At 38.8% G+C, this 15,157-nt stretch carries 14 protein-coding genes; all 14 read right to left on the bottom strand.

What is annotated here, in order from left to right; genetic code table 11:
- Window positions 1-171 precede the first annotated feature (171 nt).
- A complete protein-coding gene (gene fba, locus MKY34_RS09365) occupies window positions 172-1,029 on the bottom strand; it encodes a class II fructose-1,6-bisphosphate aldolase (protein WP_342514895.1) in 858 nt (285 codons plus the stop codon).
- A gap of 99 nt (window positions 1,030-1,128) precedes the next feature.
- Window positions 1,129-2,217 (bottom strand): tartrate dehydrogenase, encoded by a 1,089-nt coding sequence (locus MKY34_RS09360; RefSeq protein ID WP_342514894.1) that lies wholly within the window; start codon window positions 2,215-2,217, stop codon window positions 1,129-1,131.
- Window positions 2,218-2,244: 27 nt separating this feature from the next.
- Window positions 2,245-3,672 (bottom strand): aldehyde dehydrogenase family protein, encoded by a 1,428-nt coding sequence (locus MKY34_RS09355; protein WP_342514893.1) that lies wholly within the window; start codon window positions 3,670-3,672, stop codon window positions 2,245-2,247.
- A 158-nt stretch (window positions 3,673-3,830) separates the two neighbouring features.
- Window positions 3,831-4,790, bottom strand: coding sequence for a transketolase family protein (locus MKY34_RS09350; RefSeq protein ID WP_342514892.1), 960 nt, complete (start codon window positions 4,788-4,790; stop codon window positions 3,831-3,833).
- The gene (locus MKY34_RS09345) at window positions 4,787-5,644 is read right to left on the bottom strand and encodes a transketolase (RefSeq protein WP_342514891.1); all 858 of its coding nucleotides are present in this window, start codon (window positions 5,642-5,644) and stop codon (window positions 4,787-4,789) included. The genes MKY34_RS09350 and MKY34_RS09345 overlap by 4 nt, the downstream gene beginning before the upstream one ends.
- A 98-nt stretch (window positions 5,645-5,742) precedes the next feature.
- Window positions 5,743-6,723: a sugar ABC transporter substrate-binding protein gene (locus MKY34_RS09340; protein WP_342514890.1), complete on the bottom strand. Its 981-nt coding sequence runs from the start codon at window positions 6,721-6,723 to the stop codon at window positions 5,743-5,745.
- Window positions 6,724-6,818: 95 nt separating this feature from the next.
- Window positions 6,819-7,829 (bottom strand): inositol 2-dehydrogenase, encoded by a 1,011-nt coding sequence (gene iolG / locus MKY34_RS09335; protein ID WP_342514889.1) that lies wholly within the window; start codon window positions 7,827-7,829, stop codon window positions 6,819-6,821.
- A gap of 53 nt (window positions 7,830-7,882) precedes the next feature.
- Window positions 7,883-8,866 (bottom strand): sugar ABC transporter substrate-binding protein, encoded by a 984-nt coding sequence (locus MKY34_RS09330; RefSeq protein ID WP_342514888.1) that lies wholly within the window; start codon window positions 8,864-8,866, stop codon window positions 7,883-7,885.
- A gap of 113 nt (window positions 8,867-8,979) precedes the next feature.
- Window positions 8,980-9,969 (bottom strand): sugar ABC transporter substrate-binding protein, encoded by a 990-nt coding sequence (locus MKY34_RS09325; RefSeq protein WP_342514887.1) that lies wholly within the window; start codon window positions 9,967-9,969, stop codon window positions 8,980-8,982.
- 180 nt (window positions 9,970-10,149) lie between these two features.
- Window positions 10,150-11,169: an alcohol dehydrogenase catalytic domain-containing protein gene (locus MKY34_RS09320; RefSeq protein ID WP_342514886.1), complete on the bottom strand. Its 1,020-nt coding sequence runs from the start codon at window positions 11,167-11,169 to the stop codon at window positions 10,150-10,152.
- Window positions 11,170-11,190: 21 nt separating this feature from the next.
- Window positions 11,191-12,021 carry a sugar phosphate isomerase/epimerase family protein gene (locus MKY34_RS09315; RefSeq protein WP_342514885.1) on the bottom strand — a complete coding sequence of 277 codons (831 nt, stop codon included), beginning with the start codon at window positions 12,019-12,021 and terminating at the stop codon, window positions 11,191-11,193.
- A gap of 24 nt (window positions 12,022-12,045) precedes the next feature.
- On the bottom strand, window positions 12,046-13,032 hold the full coding sequence (locus MKY34_RS09310) for a sugar ABC transporter substrate-binding protein (RefSeq protein ID WP_342514884.1): 987 nt from the start codon (window positions 13,030-13,032) through the stop codon (window positions 12,046-12,048).
- Between the two features lie 60 nt (window positions 13,033-13,092).
- Window positions 13,093-14,106, bottom strand: a complete 1,014-nt coding sequence (locus tag MKY34_RS09305) for a Gfo/Idh/MocA family oxidoreductase (RefSeq protein WP_342514883.1) — start codon at window positions 14,104-14,106, stop codon at window positions 13,093-13,095.
- Between the two features lie 44 nt (window positions 14,107-14,150).
- Entirely contained in the window at window positions 14,151-15,104 is a 954-nt protein-coding gene (locus tag MKY34_RS09300; protein WP_342515225.1) for an ABC transporter permease, read from the bottom strand.
- Between the last annotated feature and the right edge of the window lie 53 nt (window positions 15,105-15,157).

Raw genomic sequence — 15,157 nt, 5'->3', positions numbered from 1 at the left:
ATTGCATCCCAAGTTAACTTTCCTCATCAAATAATAAAAAATGTTGATTATGACTGGATAATCCTAAATTTCTTAAACACGATAAAACACCCTTAAGACTACCTCATTATCTTAGATTAGGGGGTAGCCTCAGGAGGGTGTTTTATATGCATCTCATCTTGCTGGATAAATTTATGCCCGTTGTGAGCTTCCGAATTCACGCATTTTCCCAATCACAGTCGCTTTAATCGCTTCACGCATCGGACCTAAATATTTTCGGGGATCATACACATCAAGATCTTCCGATAGAACTTCTCGTACTGCTTTCGTTCCCTCAATCTGGTTTTCTGTATTCACATTTATTTTGGAGGTCCCTAATGAAATCGCCCGCTGAATATCTTTCAATGGAATTCCGGTTCCCCCATGTAACACAAGGGGTAAGTCAGATTGATTCGAGATAATTTCCATTTCTTCGAAACCAAGATTTGGCTCTCCTTTGTAAGGTCCGTGAACGGAGCCGAGTGCGGGTGCAAGGCAATCGATGCTCGTATTGTCCACTAGCTTTTTACATTCTGCCGGATCAGCATAAATAATACCATCTGCAATGACATCATCTTCTTCCCCGCCGACAACACCCAATTCAGCTTCTACAGAAACCCCGTGTGTATGCGCATACGTTACTACTTCATTTGTTAGTTCAATATTTTCTGTGAGCGCCTTAGAAGAAGCATCAATCATGACAGAGGTAAAGCCTGCATCAATTGCTTCTTTACATTTTTCAAAGCTAGATCCATGATCCAAATGAATCGCTACAGGTACTGTCGTTCCATAGTCATGCATAAGCCCCTTTATCATATTCACAACAACTGTAAAACCGCCCATATAACGCGCTGCTCCTTCCGATACGCCGAGAATCACAGGTGACTTTTCTTCTTCCGCAGCTTGTAAAATGGCTTGGGCATATTCCAAATTGTTCACATTAAATTGACCGACTGCATAACCTTCTTTTTTTCCTTTAATCATCATTTCTTTCATTGAAACCAACGCCATCTGAAATTCCCCCCTTGAACTAATAAAAATAGGTGCATTATCTGAAGTGTTCACCAGTCGAATGTGAGTACGAGCCAGTTCATGATGTTTTTGTGAGTATTATTTTAAAGTAGCGGTTGCACTTATTTCTGCTAACCATTTCGAAACACAATCCCCAACTTCTGCCGTAGTCGCATTCCCGCCTAGATCTGGAGTAACTATAGATTTTTCTTCCACTACTTTTTCAACCGCACTAAGTAGCTTCTTACCAATATCCTCATATCCAAAAAAATCAAAAATTTGACTTGCAGACCAGATGGCCGCGAGCGGATTTGCAATACCTTGATTCGCAATATCTGGAGCCGAACCATGAATCGGCTCGAACATAGATGGGCAGGTTTTTTCTGGGTTGATATTCGCGCCCGCCGCAAGTCCCATTCCCCCAGCCAATGCCGCACCAATATCTGTTAAAATATCACCAAATAAATTCGATGTGACAACGACTTCAAAGCGACTAGGATCTTTAATCATATGCATGGCTGCAGCATCTACAAGATAGGAGTATGTCTTAACGCGTGGGTATTCTTTGCTTACTTCCTCGAATACTTGATCCCAGAATACCATTGAATAATTCAATGCATTCGCTTTGCTGATACTGGTGACAGATTTCCCCAACCGGACCGCTTCTTCAAAAGCATAGCGAATAATTCGTTCTGTGCCTTTTCGAGAAAAGACACCCGTTTGTAAAACAACCTCTTCCGGCTTTCCTTTAAAAAGCCAATCGCCTGCACCCGCGTATTCTCCTTCACTATTTTCACGGATAAACAGCATATCAATGTTTTCTTTATTTCCATCAACAAGTGGACACGGCGCGCCGTTCAATAGTTTAATTGGACGAATATTGACATATTGATCAAATTCTTTTCGAATCCGCAACAATAAATCCCAAAGCGATATATGATCAGGCACACCAGGGTAACCAACGGCACCGAGATAAATGGCATCAAAAGATCTTAGCTGATCAATTCCATCATCAGCCATCATCTTTCCATTTGCTAGATAATATTCGCACCCCCACGGAAAGTATGTAAATTCAAACCGTATACGTCCATCCAATTCAGTGGCTGTTTTCATCACTTTGATGCCTTCTTCAATCACTTCTGGTCCGATGCCATCACCTGGAATAACAGCTATTTTGAATACATCCATTCATGATCAACCCTTTTTCATTTTAAGTTATTCTTCTATATTGACGACGACTGTAACTGTTTCAACGAGTTCTTGAATGGCATATGCCGGCCCCTCTTTACCGTTTCCACTGTCTTTGACGCCTCCATAAGGCATCTGATCTGTCCGGTAACAACAAGTATCATTAATGACGACGCCTCCTACTTCAAGTAAATAAGGAATTCGATATGATAAATTCAAGTCCGCTGTATAGATACCCGCCTGTAAGCCGTATTTAGAATCATTGACGAGATCTATCGCTTCTTCAATTGTTTCATAGCTTGAAACCGTAACAACTGGTGCAAATAATTCTTCATCGACTACTTTCATGCCTTTTTTAACATTCGTGATCACAGTCGGATAAAAGATACTTCCCGATCGCTTGCCGCCTGTTACAATTTCAGCCCCAGCTTGCCGTGCCTCATTTACCCATCCCTCTACCCGTTCCGCCTCAATTTCACTAATCATCGGACCAACATTGGTTGTAGGATTTAGTGGATCTCCAACTTTCAATAGCGAAACTTCCTGTAAAAATTTCTCCATAAATTGATCTTTTATCGATTCTTGCACATAAATTCGTTGAACAGAAATACAGATTTGGCCAGCATGAGCAAATGCCATTTTCGCTAGTTTAGCAGCCGCCTTTTTAACGTCAGCGTCTCCGTGGACAATTGTAGCGGAATTGGACCCTAGTTCTAATGTGGCTTTTCTTAAACCGATTGTCTTCTGGATATGCTTCCCGACACCTGGCGAGCCTGTAAACGTATAGTGGGCAATGCGCTGATCCTTTAAAAGATGTTCTCCTACAGTTCTGCCGCTACCGACTACACATTGAACATAGCCCTTAGGCACTCCCGCCTCTTCTAGCAATTCACATAACTTAATTGTGACTGTTGCAGTGTCAGAGGCTGGCTTAATAATAACAGGGTTCCCCGCGGCGAGAGCCGGTGCAACTTTATGCACAACCAGATTTAATGGAAAGTTGAACGGTGTAATGGCGGCTACTACACCAATCGGCTTTTTCACGGTATAAAGAAAGCGCCCCTGCGCATTATAGTTTGGAATAATTTCTCCAACTAGCTTCTTCGTTTCATCAGCGGCCATTTGAAATGTAGCTACCGATCTTTTCACTTCTGTTCTTGCGTCCGTAATGGGTTTTCCGCCTTCTACAGCAATCATTTTTGCGAACCGTTCACTATTCTCATCTAAGAGTTGTGCTACACGCATTAATACTGTATATCGATCATTAGGTGCAAATGTTGTTTTCTTATAAGCTGTCACCGCGGCGGCAACAGCCCGACTCACTAATTCTTCACCAGCTACACTAATTTCAGAAAAAAGTTCACCCGTATATTTGTTATAGATTTTATGCGTTTCATCTGTCTTGACCCACTCACCATCAATCAAAAGTTTTTCCTTTACTAGGCTAGTCTGCATGTTCTCTTCTCCAATCTTTTATATAGCTTGAACTAATTATTTTCCTTAGCACGCTTCTGCGCTTACGGATGCCTCCCACTATAAGCTAGGTAGCTCCGCTGCCTTCGCTTAGTTCATCATGGGATTCTTTTGTTCATCTTATATAGATAAAAACTTTCTTAAAGGACTTTTTTCTTCAATACTTCTTGGACAGCTTTCACAATATGGCGAGGTGAAATTTCGTATTTCTCCAACATTTCTTCATTCGGGCCTGATTCAGAGTTCCGATCTTTTACACCTACACGCAGCATAGGTACCGGTTTTTCCTCAACGAGAACTTCTGCCACTGCACTGCCAAGCCCCCCGTAAATGCTATGCTCTTCAGCTGTAACGATGACCCCCGTTGTTTCCGCGGCTTTAAGAATGGCTGCTTTATCAAGTGGTTTAATCGTAGGCATGTGAACGACCGATACTGAGATGCCTTCCGCTTCGAGTTGTTCAGCTGCTTCAAGCGAACGGCTTGTTTGTGTTCCCGTTGAAATAATTGTGACGTCTGTTCCTTCTTTTACTGTGACTGCTTTCCCAATTTCAAATTTATAGTCATCACCAAAAATAACCGGGTATGGATCACGAGCCAAACGCATATAGACTGGTCCCTCATGCTGATGGACAGCCTCCATCATCTTCTCGACTTCTACACTGTCTGCCGGTGCTAACACAGTCATATTGGCAAGGGTACGGAAAATAGCTAAGTCTTCTAATGCCTGATGTGTTTTTCCAGTCAATCCAGTTAATAGACCACTGTAGGCCCCAACCATTTTGACATTTAAATTCGGCTGGGCAATTTGAACTTGTATTTGATCAATCGCACGTTTGGATAGAAATGCTGCAAATGTTACGGCCCAAGGCTGTAATCCAGTTGACGCAAGTCCCGCCGCCACACTCATCATATTTTGTTCTGCAATCCCCATTTGTAAAAATTTCTCTGGATTCTTTGTAGCAACCGTATCCACTTTTGTAGAATTCGCCAAATCCCCATCCAGCGCGTAGACATTTTCGTCTTTCAACGACAATTGAAGTAATGTCTCACCAAATGCATCTCTCATTGATACTTTCTCCGTCAATAGTGTACTTTTCATTTTACAAACCCCATTTCTAGTTCTTGTACTGCCGTATTTAGTTCTTCGTCTGTCGGAATACGTGAATGCCATAAATAAGCATTTTCCATAAAGGATACACCCTTTCCTTTTATGGTATTGGCGATAATAATTGTCGGTTTTCCACTTACTTTACGTGCTTCAGCAAAGGCCGCACTAATTTCTACAGGGTTATGGCCATCAACGCTGATCACGTTCCAGCCGAAAGCTTCCCACCGTTTTTCAGGTGCATGTACCGGAATTTCTCGCGCTTCTCCTTCACCGTTCCAGCCAAATTGTTGGAGTTTATTGTAATCAAGAATCGCTACGAGATTATCCAACCTATATTTCGAAGCCACATCAGCCGCTTCCCACACTTGCCCTTCTTGCGATTCCCCGTCACCAATCATGCAATACGTGCGGAAGTCTTTATTTTGAAGCTTCGCACCGAGCGCCATTCCAACTGCTGCAGAAATTCCCATACCAAGTGATCCTGTTGACATATCAAGCCCTGGTAATGTATTCATATCAGGGTGTGCTTGTAGACGCGAGTTAAGTGCGTCGAATGTTTTCAACTCTTCTATTGGGCAGTATCCTCTTAATGCTAAAACAGCGTATAGGCCAATCGCAGAATGACCTTTTGATAATACAAAGCGATCACGATCTGCTGCTTGTGAATTTGCTGGATCAATATTCATTTCATTGAAATATAGATTAATAAGCACATCGACCGCCGACATCGGGCCCCCGATATGTCCTGCCCCTGCATGATGAACCGTTTCAATAATTAAACTCCTTGCCTCACATGCTTTTTTCTTTAAATCCGTTAATTTTTCTTCGTTAAGTAATACAGTCATTTTAACTTCCTCCTCGGTTTAAGTTTTCTTTTAATATCATTCACAAAATAGGTTAAGCGCTTTACCTTAGATGCATAATTAAATAATTCATTGAACAATCATTTGCCTAGTATGCGCTTTAAATTTTCTAGAATTTCACTCGCATTTTCTTCTGTTATTACATCTATTTCTGTCGTAATTTCTTTCTCTACAGATTCATTATTCATTGCTTTAACAATACTTTCTACACCTTTATAACCCATGTCATACGTTTTCACAGCAACCGAAGCATTCAATGAACCTTCACTAATTGACTCAACTGCCCCGATAATACCATCTATCCCTATTGATATAATTTCTTTTCCTTTAGAATTACTAGCATTTAGTGCTCCAAGCGCCATTTCATCGTTAACACCAATCACACCTTTTATTCCCGGATGAGCTTGTAATATATCCTCCATAACAGATGTGGCTTTTAAGCGATCCCAGTCTGCCGCCTGAGAGGCAACTACTTTCATTCCTGCTTCTTCGAGCGCTTCTTTTGCTCCTTTAGTTCGCGCTGCACTTGTTGGCGTTCCTGAAATCCCTTCAAGTATTGCTACCTCATCTCCTACTTCTAATTGCGAGGCCAATTTCTCTCCTGCCAACTTTCCAGAGTTCTCATCATCATTTCCAATAAAAGTGAGTTTATCTTCCCAATCAACATCACTGTCTAAAAGGGCAACCGGAATGTTCTTCTCTTGAAATTTTTCTAGTATAGGAATAACCGTATCCGGCTGACTCGGCGTTAATACTAGTCCTGCTGCATTTTTACCCAACACATCTTCAAGTTGATTGATTTGTTCCATAAAGTTGGTTTGTTCAGAAGGAGCAATAACTGTACCTTTAACATTAAAATCCTCAAATGCTGCTTTTGCCCCAGCCTCAATAAACTTAAAATATTCTGTGTTTAGAGTTTTTAGGACAACATAAACCTCTTTTTCTTTTAGCGTATCATCGGAGCCATTCTTCTCTAATTCCCTATCACTTCCTTCGCTACATGCCGTTAACATGAATACGATTAAAATAGTCGAAATTAGATATGCGGATAACTTTTTCAACCTAGTTACTCCTATTCATTTTTTATTTCCCCCTTAATAAACGAGTACTTTATTAAGAGGTAGGTATGGAAGTCGATCATATTTCAAAGTTCTCATTAAGTTTCACTAGTTATTTTTACTGGTCGTCTCTCTACTAATGATTGTTTTGCAGCTTTCGCTATTTTCTCTGCTTGTAGACCATCATTTCCAGTACAAAGAAGTGGTTTATTGTGTAAAATCGAATCAATGAATGCATATGTTTCAGTAATATACGCATCTTTATAACGTTCTAAGAAGAAGTATTTTACTTTATCTTTAAACACACCTTCTTCTGTACTTATTTCCGCACTTGTTGGACGATCATTTTCAACTGTTATACTCCCTTTTGACCCGAAAACTTCAACGCGTTGATCATATCCATAAACAGCTTTACGGCTATTATCGATAATTCCTATTGCTCCATTTTCAAACTTCAAAGTAATCACTGCAGTATCAATGTCTCCTGCCTTCTCTATCTCGGGGTCTATTAGATTACCACCATTGGCATAAACCTCTACAACTTCGCTTCCTGACACATAGCGAGCCATATCAAAATCATGAATTGACATATCAAAGAATAATCCACCAGATTTTTCAATGTATTCAATCGACGGTGGTGCCGGGTCACGAGAAGTAATTTTTACGATATGAGGTTCACCAATTACGCCATCTTCCACTGTATTTCGAACTTTCAATAAATTACGATCAAACCGGCGATTGAATCCAATCTGCAGCTTAACGCCTGCCTTTTCTACTGCTGCTAATGCGATTTCCGTATCTTCAACTGAGAAACTAATCGGTTTTTCGCAAAAAATATGTTTTCCTTCCTCAGCGGCTCGTTTAATAATTGGGATATGTGTATCCGTTGGTGAACAAATAAAAATGGCTTCAATTTCACTGTCAATTAAAATTTCTTCATAATCTGCTACTACATTTTCAATACCAATTTTGCTTGCCCACTCTCTTGCACTATCAGCAAATAGATCGGAGATTGTTTTAATTCTTACCTCCGGAATATGAATAATATTTTTAGCATGTAAGCGCCCGATTCTTCCAGCACCAATAATACCAATCGTTATTTTTTTCAATATTATCACTCGCTTTACCATGTTTTAGTTGCGTATTTTACTATGTCGGAATTTTATTTCCCTAATATTTTATTTATTTCAGTTGATTTATCGCCAGCATTTTCTATAGTGATAATTTCTACACCGCTATCAATTCGTTTTTCCACATTCTCTTTGTTAATAGCTTTCAACGCAGTTTCAACACCGATATAGCCCATATCATAAGGTTTTTGTTCTACAGTACCGGTTACCCCACCTTTGCTAATTGACTCTAAAGCATCCGATGTTCCATCAATTCCGACTATGACAATATTATTTTTTTTAGATTCTATGGTCTTTAAAGCACCCATTGCCATTTCGTCATTTGCTGTAAACACACCTTTTATATTCGGATGCGCTGTTACAATATTCTCCATAACAGTCACAGCTTTCACACGGTCAAAGTCTGCCGCCTGTGAAATAACCACCTTAATGCCAAGCTCTTTCATTACATCTTTAACGCCTTTTATTCGATCTTCACTTACAGCAGTTCCAGATACTCCTTCAAGAATTGCAATTTCATCTCCTTTTGATAATTGAGATGCTAAATACTTGCCTGCTTCTCTTCCGGCCGTATAATTATCTGTGCCAATATAAGTCGTTTTCCCATCCCAATCTAAGTCGGTATCTATGAGGAGCACCGGGATATCTTTCTCTTGATATCTTTTTAAAACTGGGATTGTAGATTCAGTACTTGGCATTACAACTAGGGCATCCGGATTAGCATTTAATTGGTCTTCAAGAATATTAATAAGTTTTTCAGCTTCAACCTCAGAAGCTGCCGCCAAAAATGTACCGTCTACATCAAAGTCTTCAAATGCTTGCTTAGCTCCCGCTTCTGCTAACTTAAAATATTCTTGATTTATACCTTTCAAAACAACTGCTACTTTAGGTTTCCCACTATTGTCTGTACCGTTATCCTTTTTATTTCCTTCAGCAGCCCCTTTACTACAACCAACTAAAAACAATAAAACGGCCACACAGGAAACTAACATTGTAATAAGTTGTTTTTTCTCCATAATTACTCTCCTCTTGATCCATTCTTTATTTTTCTTCTGGATAGACAGTTATTTTAACTGCTTTCCTTTTTTCATCATTTCGTTTCCTTCAACTAAATCGGATTTAAGGATTTTTATTTATTTATATAGTTGTTCAGTCTCCCAATTTCTTCCTCTACATTTTCTTTCGTTATAACGGCTGTACCAGAGTCAATTCTTTTCTCTACTTCCTCACCTTTTTTCGCTTTATATGCTGCGTATACTGATTCATAACCGATTTGGTATGGATTTTGCGATACGTTTGCGGCCATATCACCTTTTAGAACTGCTTGTAATCCATCCGGCGTTCCATCAAACCCAACGAGAAGAACATGCTTTGCATTTTTATTCTTCAATGTCGTGTGTGCACCAAGCGCCATCTCATCTGCTGTTGCAAAGACTGCTTTAACATCTGGATTAGATGTTAGTATATTTTCCATAACGTTAACTGCCTTGACCCGATCGCTTTCTGCATCTTGGATAATAAATTCAATATTTTTACCTTCCAAGGCCTCTTGAAAACCTTTAGTGCGTTCTTCATGAGTCTCACTTCCAAATGGTCCTCTAATAATCGCTACTTTATCCCCATCGTTTAATAATTCACTTAAATATTCTCCACCTAGTTTTCCAGCATCAAAATTTTTCGTTCCGATAAAAGTAACTTTATCCTCAAAGTCAACGTCTGTATCGGCAATTACAACTGGTATGTCTTTTTTATGAGCGTTACTTAATGCTGTAATCATAGCGTCCGGTTGACTTGCCGCAATGACAATCGCATCGATCCCATTAGCCACATTATCTTCTACCATTTTTATCTGTTGCTCAAATTGTGTTTCTTCCTGTGGTCCTAAAAATGAAACCTCAACACCAAGTTCTTTTGCTGCATCATTTGCACCAGCCATTAGAACTTTCCAGTACTCTGAATTTATCGTCTTTAATATAAAGCCGAATTTATATGACTCATCTCCCTCTAATTCCCCAGATCCATTTGAACTATTTTTCTCACCACCATTATTACAAGCCGCCAACAACAAAAGTACAGAACACAGTGCCAAAAACAACATTTTTTTTTTAGTCATCTTCATGAAATCCATTCCCTTCTCGGCTCTATTGTGTTTCAACGTCGTATTTGCTGGTAAACATTTATTCGGTTGCTACTTTTACAAATTCTCCTTTTTCAATTGATCTAAAACAAGCTTCAATTGCTTGTATGTTATAAATTGTTTTTTCCTCATAATTATTTTCCACCCGATCAATTCTCTATGTTACTTTTCTTCTGGATAGACAATTATCTTAATCGCTTCTCCTTTTTTCATCGTCTCAATTCCTTCATGTATATTACTTAATGTAACCTTGTGAGTAATGAGCTCTTTTAAATTTAGCAAATTTGCTTCTAAAATTTTGATAACCTTTGGGAAATCATTATTTTGAATAAATGTACCCTGAACTGTTATTTCATTTCTTGTAATATCGTATTGTTTAATTAATGGCTGCGCATGTTCATTCATCCCAACTAGTAAAATCTGTCCACCTTTTCTAACTAAAGTCATTGCTTGATCAAATAACGATCCTACGCAATCTATGACAACATCTGCACCAATACCAGTTTCTTCGATTACGACCTGAAAAACATCTTGATTTTTCGGATTGACTGTATGAGTAGCTCCCGATTTTAGTGAATAATCTAATCGGTAATCTGAATAGTCTACACATATAATCCTTCCGGCACCCGCTGCTTTAAGCACCTGGGTAAAAATTTGCCCCATTGGACCAGCACCTAAAATAACAACACTGTCGCCCGGTTGGACATTTACTTTTTCACTTCCATTAATAACACAAGACAAAGGTTCAGCCAATACCGCTATTTCAGCAGGGACTTCTTTTGAAATCTTATGAACATTTCTTGCTGGGACAACACTATAAGAAGTCCAACCACCATCAATAAAAATACCTATCGATGAACTATTTTCACACATATTCTGTTGTCCAGTTTGACAGTAATGACAAAATCCACATACTGTCGTTGGATCAACTACTACTCGATCTCCTATCACAACATTTTTTACGTCTTTACCAATTTCAACAATTTCTCCGATATATTCATGACCTTGAACAACGCCTGCTGTTGCTGGATGACCCGGCGGATCCGCCAAAATATGAACATCGGTACCGCATATACTAGCTGCTTCTACTCTAATCTTTACATCTAGCTCTGTTTGCAACGTTGGATCTTCTCGTTCTTCTAAAACTAAACTGCCTATTTCTTCAAATACACCTGCTAACAAATGTACCCCCTCCTTAAAAGGTTAATTATCTTCAAAACTCTTCTTTAAAAACGCTAGAGATTCTTCTGCATAAGTATATATCCAGTCCATATTGTCCTTTTCAGCTAAAAAAGGATCCGCACCAGGGGCACTGCATTCTACAACAATAGTTCCTTTAAATTTTAACCTTTGTAACTCTGTAAAAAATGGCGCGAATGCAATTTGTCCTCTTCCAAGACTTCGACGATTACTATCAGCCACATGCACGATAGACAATATATCAATTACTTTCTGAACTGGACTAACCATATCAACTTCTTCTATGTTCATATGGTACGTATCAATCAACGTTTTAACTTTAGGATGATTTATTTCCTTTACAAAACGCCTTGCATCATCTGCTGTATTCACAATACAGCTCTCATATCGATTAAGTGGCTCGATAATCAATTCAATACCTACCTGATCTGCCATTTTTGACAACTGGCAAACGGAGTCAATTGCCCAATTCCAATCTTCTGATCCCTGTCCCATCTGTGCAGATTTTCCTACTGCAGAAGGGCAAACAACCAGATATTTCCCTTGAATTAGACTAGTTGCTTGAATTTGTTTCTTAAAATATTCGATAGCCTTATTTCTTTCTAAGTGATTGCGATTAGCTAAATCTTTGTGTTCATTTGGCCAATCAGCGTCCCCCGTTAATCCACTAACTTTAAGATCTAATTCCTTGGATAATCGAGTGATAAGTTTCGAATATTGAATCGCTTGACTAGCTTGTATTTCTATAGCATCATAGCCTGTCTTTTTTACAAAACGCATGACTTTATCAATAGCCGCATTCCCAAACGTCCAACTACAAATTGAATACTCCATATCATTGCCTCCAATAAAATAAGTTTAAGGCATGTTATTTAAATAACCGTTTACTTTTTTAATTTCTTCTTCAACATTATCTTTTGTTATAACAAGTACACCCGAATCAATTCTTTTCTCTACTTCTTCACCTTTTTTTGCTTTGTATGCTGATTGTACTGATTGATAACCAATTTGGTATGGATTCTGCGCTACGTTTGCAAGCATCTTTCCCTCTTGAACTGCTTGTAATCCATCAGGTGTTCCATCAAATCCAATAAGGTGAATATCTGTTGCTTTTTTATTTTCCAATGCTGTGTAAGCACCAAGCGCCATTTCGTCCGATGTAGCAAAGACTGCTTTAATATCTGGGTTAGATGTTAGTATATTCTCCATAATATTAACCGCCTTAACCCGATCACTTTGGGCATCTTGAACGATAAATTCAATGTTTTTATCTTTCAAAACATCCTGAAATCCTTTAGTCCTTTCATCATGAAGCTTGCTTCCAGACTGTCCTCTAATAATCGCTACCTTATCTCCAGCATTTAATAATTCGTCTAAATATTCTCCACCTAATTTTGCAGCATCATAATTTTCTGTGCCAATAAAAGTCACTTTATCATCAAAGTTAACGTCTGCATCTGCAATTACTACTGGTATTTTTTTTGTGTGCGCATTCTTTAATACTGAAACCATAGCGTCAGGTTGACTTGCAGCAACGATAAGTGCATCTGCGCCAGTAGCTATATGATCTTCCACCATTTTTACTTGTTGTTCAAATTGCGTTTCCTCCGGCGGTCCTAAAAATGAAACCTCAACACCAAGTTCTTCTGCTGCATCTTTCGCTCCAGCCATTTGAATTTTCCAATACTCCGAGTTCAACGTCATTAATACGACTCCGAACTTATATGATTCGTCAGATTTTTTAGTTTCACTAGTGTTGTCTTTTTCACCAGAATTACAGGCCGCAAACAAAAAAAGTACAGAACAAAGTGTCAAAACTAATATTTTCTTTCTAATCATCTTCATAAAATACATTCCCCCTCTTGGCTCTATTAATGTTTCAAAGTCATGTTTACAGGTAAGTATTTATTCGGCTGCTACTTTTACAAATGTTCCTTTTTCAATTGATCTAAAACAAGCTTCAATTGCTTGTATGTTATAAATTGTTTTTTGTGCATAGTGCTTTTCGGCATTTATATCATCACCAGATAATATCCATTTGGATATTTTTTCTATTTGCAACTTATACTGTTGTCCTACAATACTTTCTTGTCTGACTTCACCTTTAGCTGTGCTAACGATGATCAATCCTTCATCACCAAATAATTGTGGTGCGTAGGCACGTGGTACAGCAATTGCTCCTTTCGTTCCAACTATTTCATATTGATGTCTTCTAACTTGCTCTAGTGAAACGTCAAACATGGCTTTTATGCCATTGTCTAAATTTGCTATTCCTTGTACTGACATATCAACTTCGTATTTAGGATCTATCCGAGCCGATACGAAAACTTCATCAATTTCTGAACCGGTAATATTCACTATTGAATGTAGACAATAACAACCTACATCATATAAACTTCCGCCCCCCAAAGCCCGCTGCGTCCGGATATCCGTTTCAGTTCCCTCTAATAAAAATGAAAAACTTGCCCGCATCAACTTCACTTCACCGATTTCTCCTGATTCAATGATTTCCTTTACCCTTTCATGCTGTGGATGAAATTGATACATGAAAGCTTCTAAAAAGATAACTTTTCGTTGATTACAAAACTCAACCATCTCTTCCACTTCTTTTTTCGTTAATGCCGCCGGCTTTTCACATAAAATATGCTTGCCTTTTTCTGCTGCCTTTTCTACCCATTCTCGGTGTAAGTGATTTGGCAAAGGTATATATACCGCATCAATTTCTTCATCGTCCAATAAATCCTCATAAGTAGAATAGATTTTTTGAATCCCAAATTTTTCAGCAATTGATCCAACTCGCTCATTTGAACTTGCTATTGCTGTTACAACTGCGTTTTTAGCATCCAAAAAAGCTGGTAAAAGCTCTTCTTGCGCAATTCTAGCTGTACTTAAAATTCCCCATCTAACATAATCCCTCATTTTTCCGCCTCCATTTTTTTCAATAAAGTAGTGTGGCACACACACTACTTCGAACCTTTCTTCCTACGTAAAACGTCAACATATACTGCTAATACAATCACCGCACCAATTACAATAGTTTGTAGATCAGAGGTAGTACCCAATAAATTTAATCCATTACGCAGAACCGCAATAATCAATACACCAATCAGTGTTCCCCATACAGTTCCTACGCCTCCAAGAAAGCTTGCACCACCAATAATAACAGCCGCAATAGCGTCCAATTCATATGTTAGCCCGGCAATAGGTGAAGCAGAGTTTGTACGACCTATCAATATCAAACCGCCAAGCGCTGCCATAAAACCGCTCAATGTATAAACAATAATTAACACACGATCAACCGGAATTCCTGATAAACGTGCAGCCTCCTTGTTGCCTCCAATCGCATATATATATCTTCCTGTAGACGATCTGGTAAGGAAGATATGGAAAATGACATAGACAATGAGAACTAATATGAAACTTATAGGAATCAAACCAATACTTTCCTGTCCCGCATAGTTCATTAAGTATGAAAAACCAAAAATAGGTGAAGCACCAGTTAAGATTAACGCTAATCCACGGAAAACATTCATCGTTCCAAGTGTAGATATAAACGGATGAGGTAAACGTAGTTTAGTTAGTAAAAGCCCGTTTATAAGTCCGGCAATCGCCCCAACTGCCAAACAAACAATCAAACCGATAAGTGGTGGCATTCCCCAAGTTACTGATACCAAACCAGCAACAACAATTGAGACCGCAAGAATTGAACCAACTGAAAGATCAATTCCTGCTGTTAATATAGGCAATAGCATGCCCAGAGCTAACAGTGCATTAATGGACGATTGTCTAGCAATGTTCATCAGGTTATCCATTTGTAAAAAACTTGGCGAGAGTACCGCAAGAATACCTGACAGACCAAGTAATCCAAATAACGGGCCAAACTTATTAAGTGCTGTTTTCAAACTCCATTTTCTCACTTGTTTATCTTGTTGAGGGATCTCTTTTCCCCCTGCCGTACTCGTAACATTTT

The organism is Sporosarcina sp. FSL K6-1522 (assembly GCF_038622445.1).
Taxonomy (GTDB): Bacteria; Bacillota; Bacilli; order Bacillales_A; family Planococcaceae; genus Sporosarcina.
Note: the sequence above shows the minus strand (reverse complement) of the source record. Positions and strands in the feature narration are given on the sequence as shown.

Bases quoted from the DNA above. Each gene is read 5' to 3' on its own strand.
- fba (WP_342514895.1), bottom strand. From the start codon at position 1,029: ATGGCGTTGGTTTCAATGAAAGAAATGATGATTAAAGGAAAAAAAGAA.
- MKY34_RS09360 (WP_342514894.1), bottom strand. From the start codon at position 2,217: ATGGATGTATTCAAAATAGCTGTTATTCCAGGTGATGGCATCGGACCA.
- MKY34_RS09355 (WP_342514893.1), bottom strand. From the start codon at position 3,672: ATGCAGACTAGCCTAGTAAAGGAAAAACTTTTGATTGATGGTGAGTGG.
- MKY34_RS09350 (WP_342514892.1), bottom strand. From the start codon at position 4,790: ATGAAAAGTACACTATTGACGGAGAAAGTATCAATGAGAGATGCATTT.
- MKY34_RS09345 (WP_342514891.1), bottom strand. From the start codon at position 5,644: ATGACTGTATTACTTAACGAAGAAAAATTAACGGATTTAAAGAAAAAA.
- MKY34_RS09330 (WP_342514888.1), bottom strand. From the start codon at position 8,866: ATGGAGAAAAAACAACTTATTACAATGTTAGTTTCCTGTGTGGCCGTT.
- MKY34_RS09325 (WP_342514887.1), bottom strand. From the start codon at position 9,969: ATGAAGATGACTAAAAAAAAAATGTTGTTTTTGGCACTGTGTTCTGTA.
- MKY34_RS09315 (WP_342514885.1), bottom strand. From the start codon at position 12,021: ATGGAGTATTCAATTTGTAGTTGGACGTTTGGGAATGCGGCTATTGAT.
- MKY34_RS09310 (WP_342514884.1), bottom strand. From the start codon at position 13,032: ATGAAGATGATTAGAAAGAAAATATTAGTTTTGACACTTTGTTCTGTA.
- MKY34_RS09305 (WP_342514883.1), bottom strand. From the start codon at position 14,106: ATGAGGGATTATGTTAGATGGGGAATTTTAAGTACAGCTAGAATTGCG.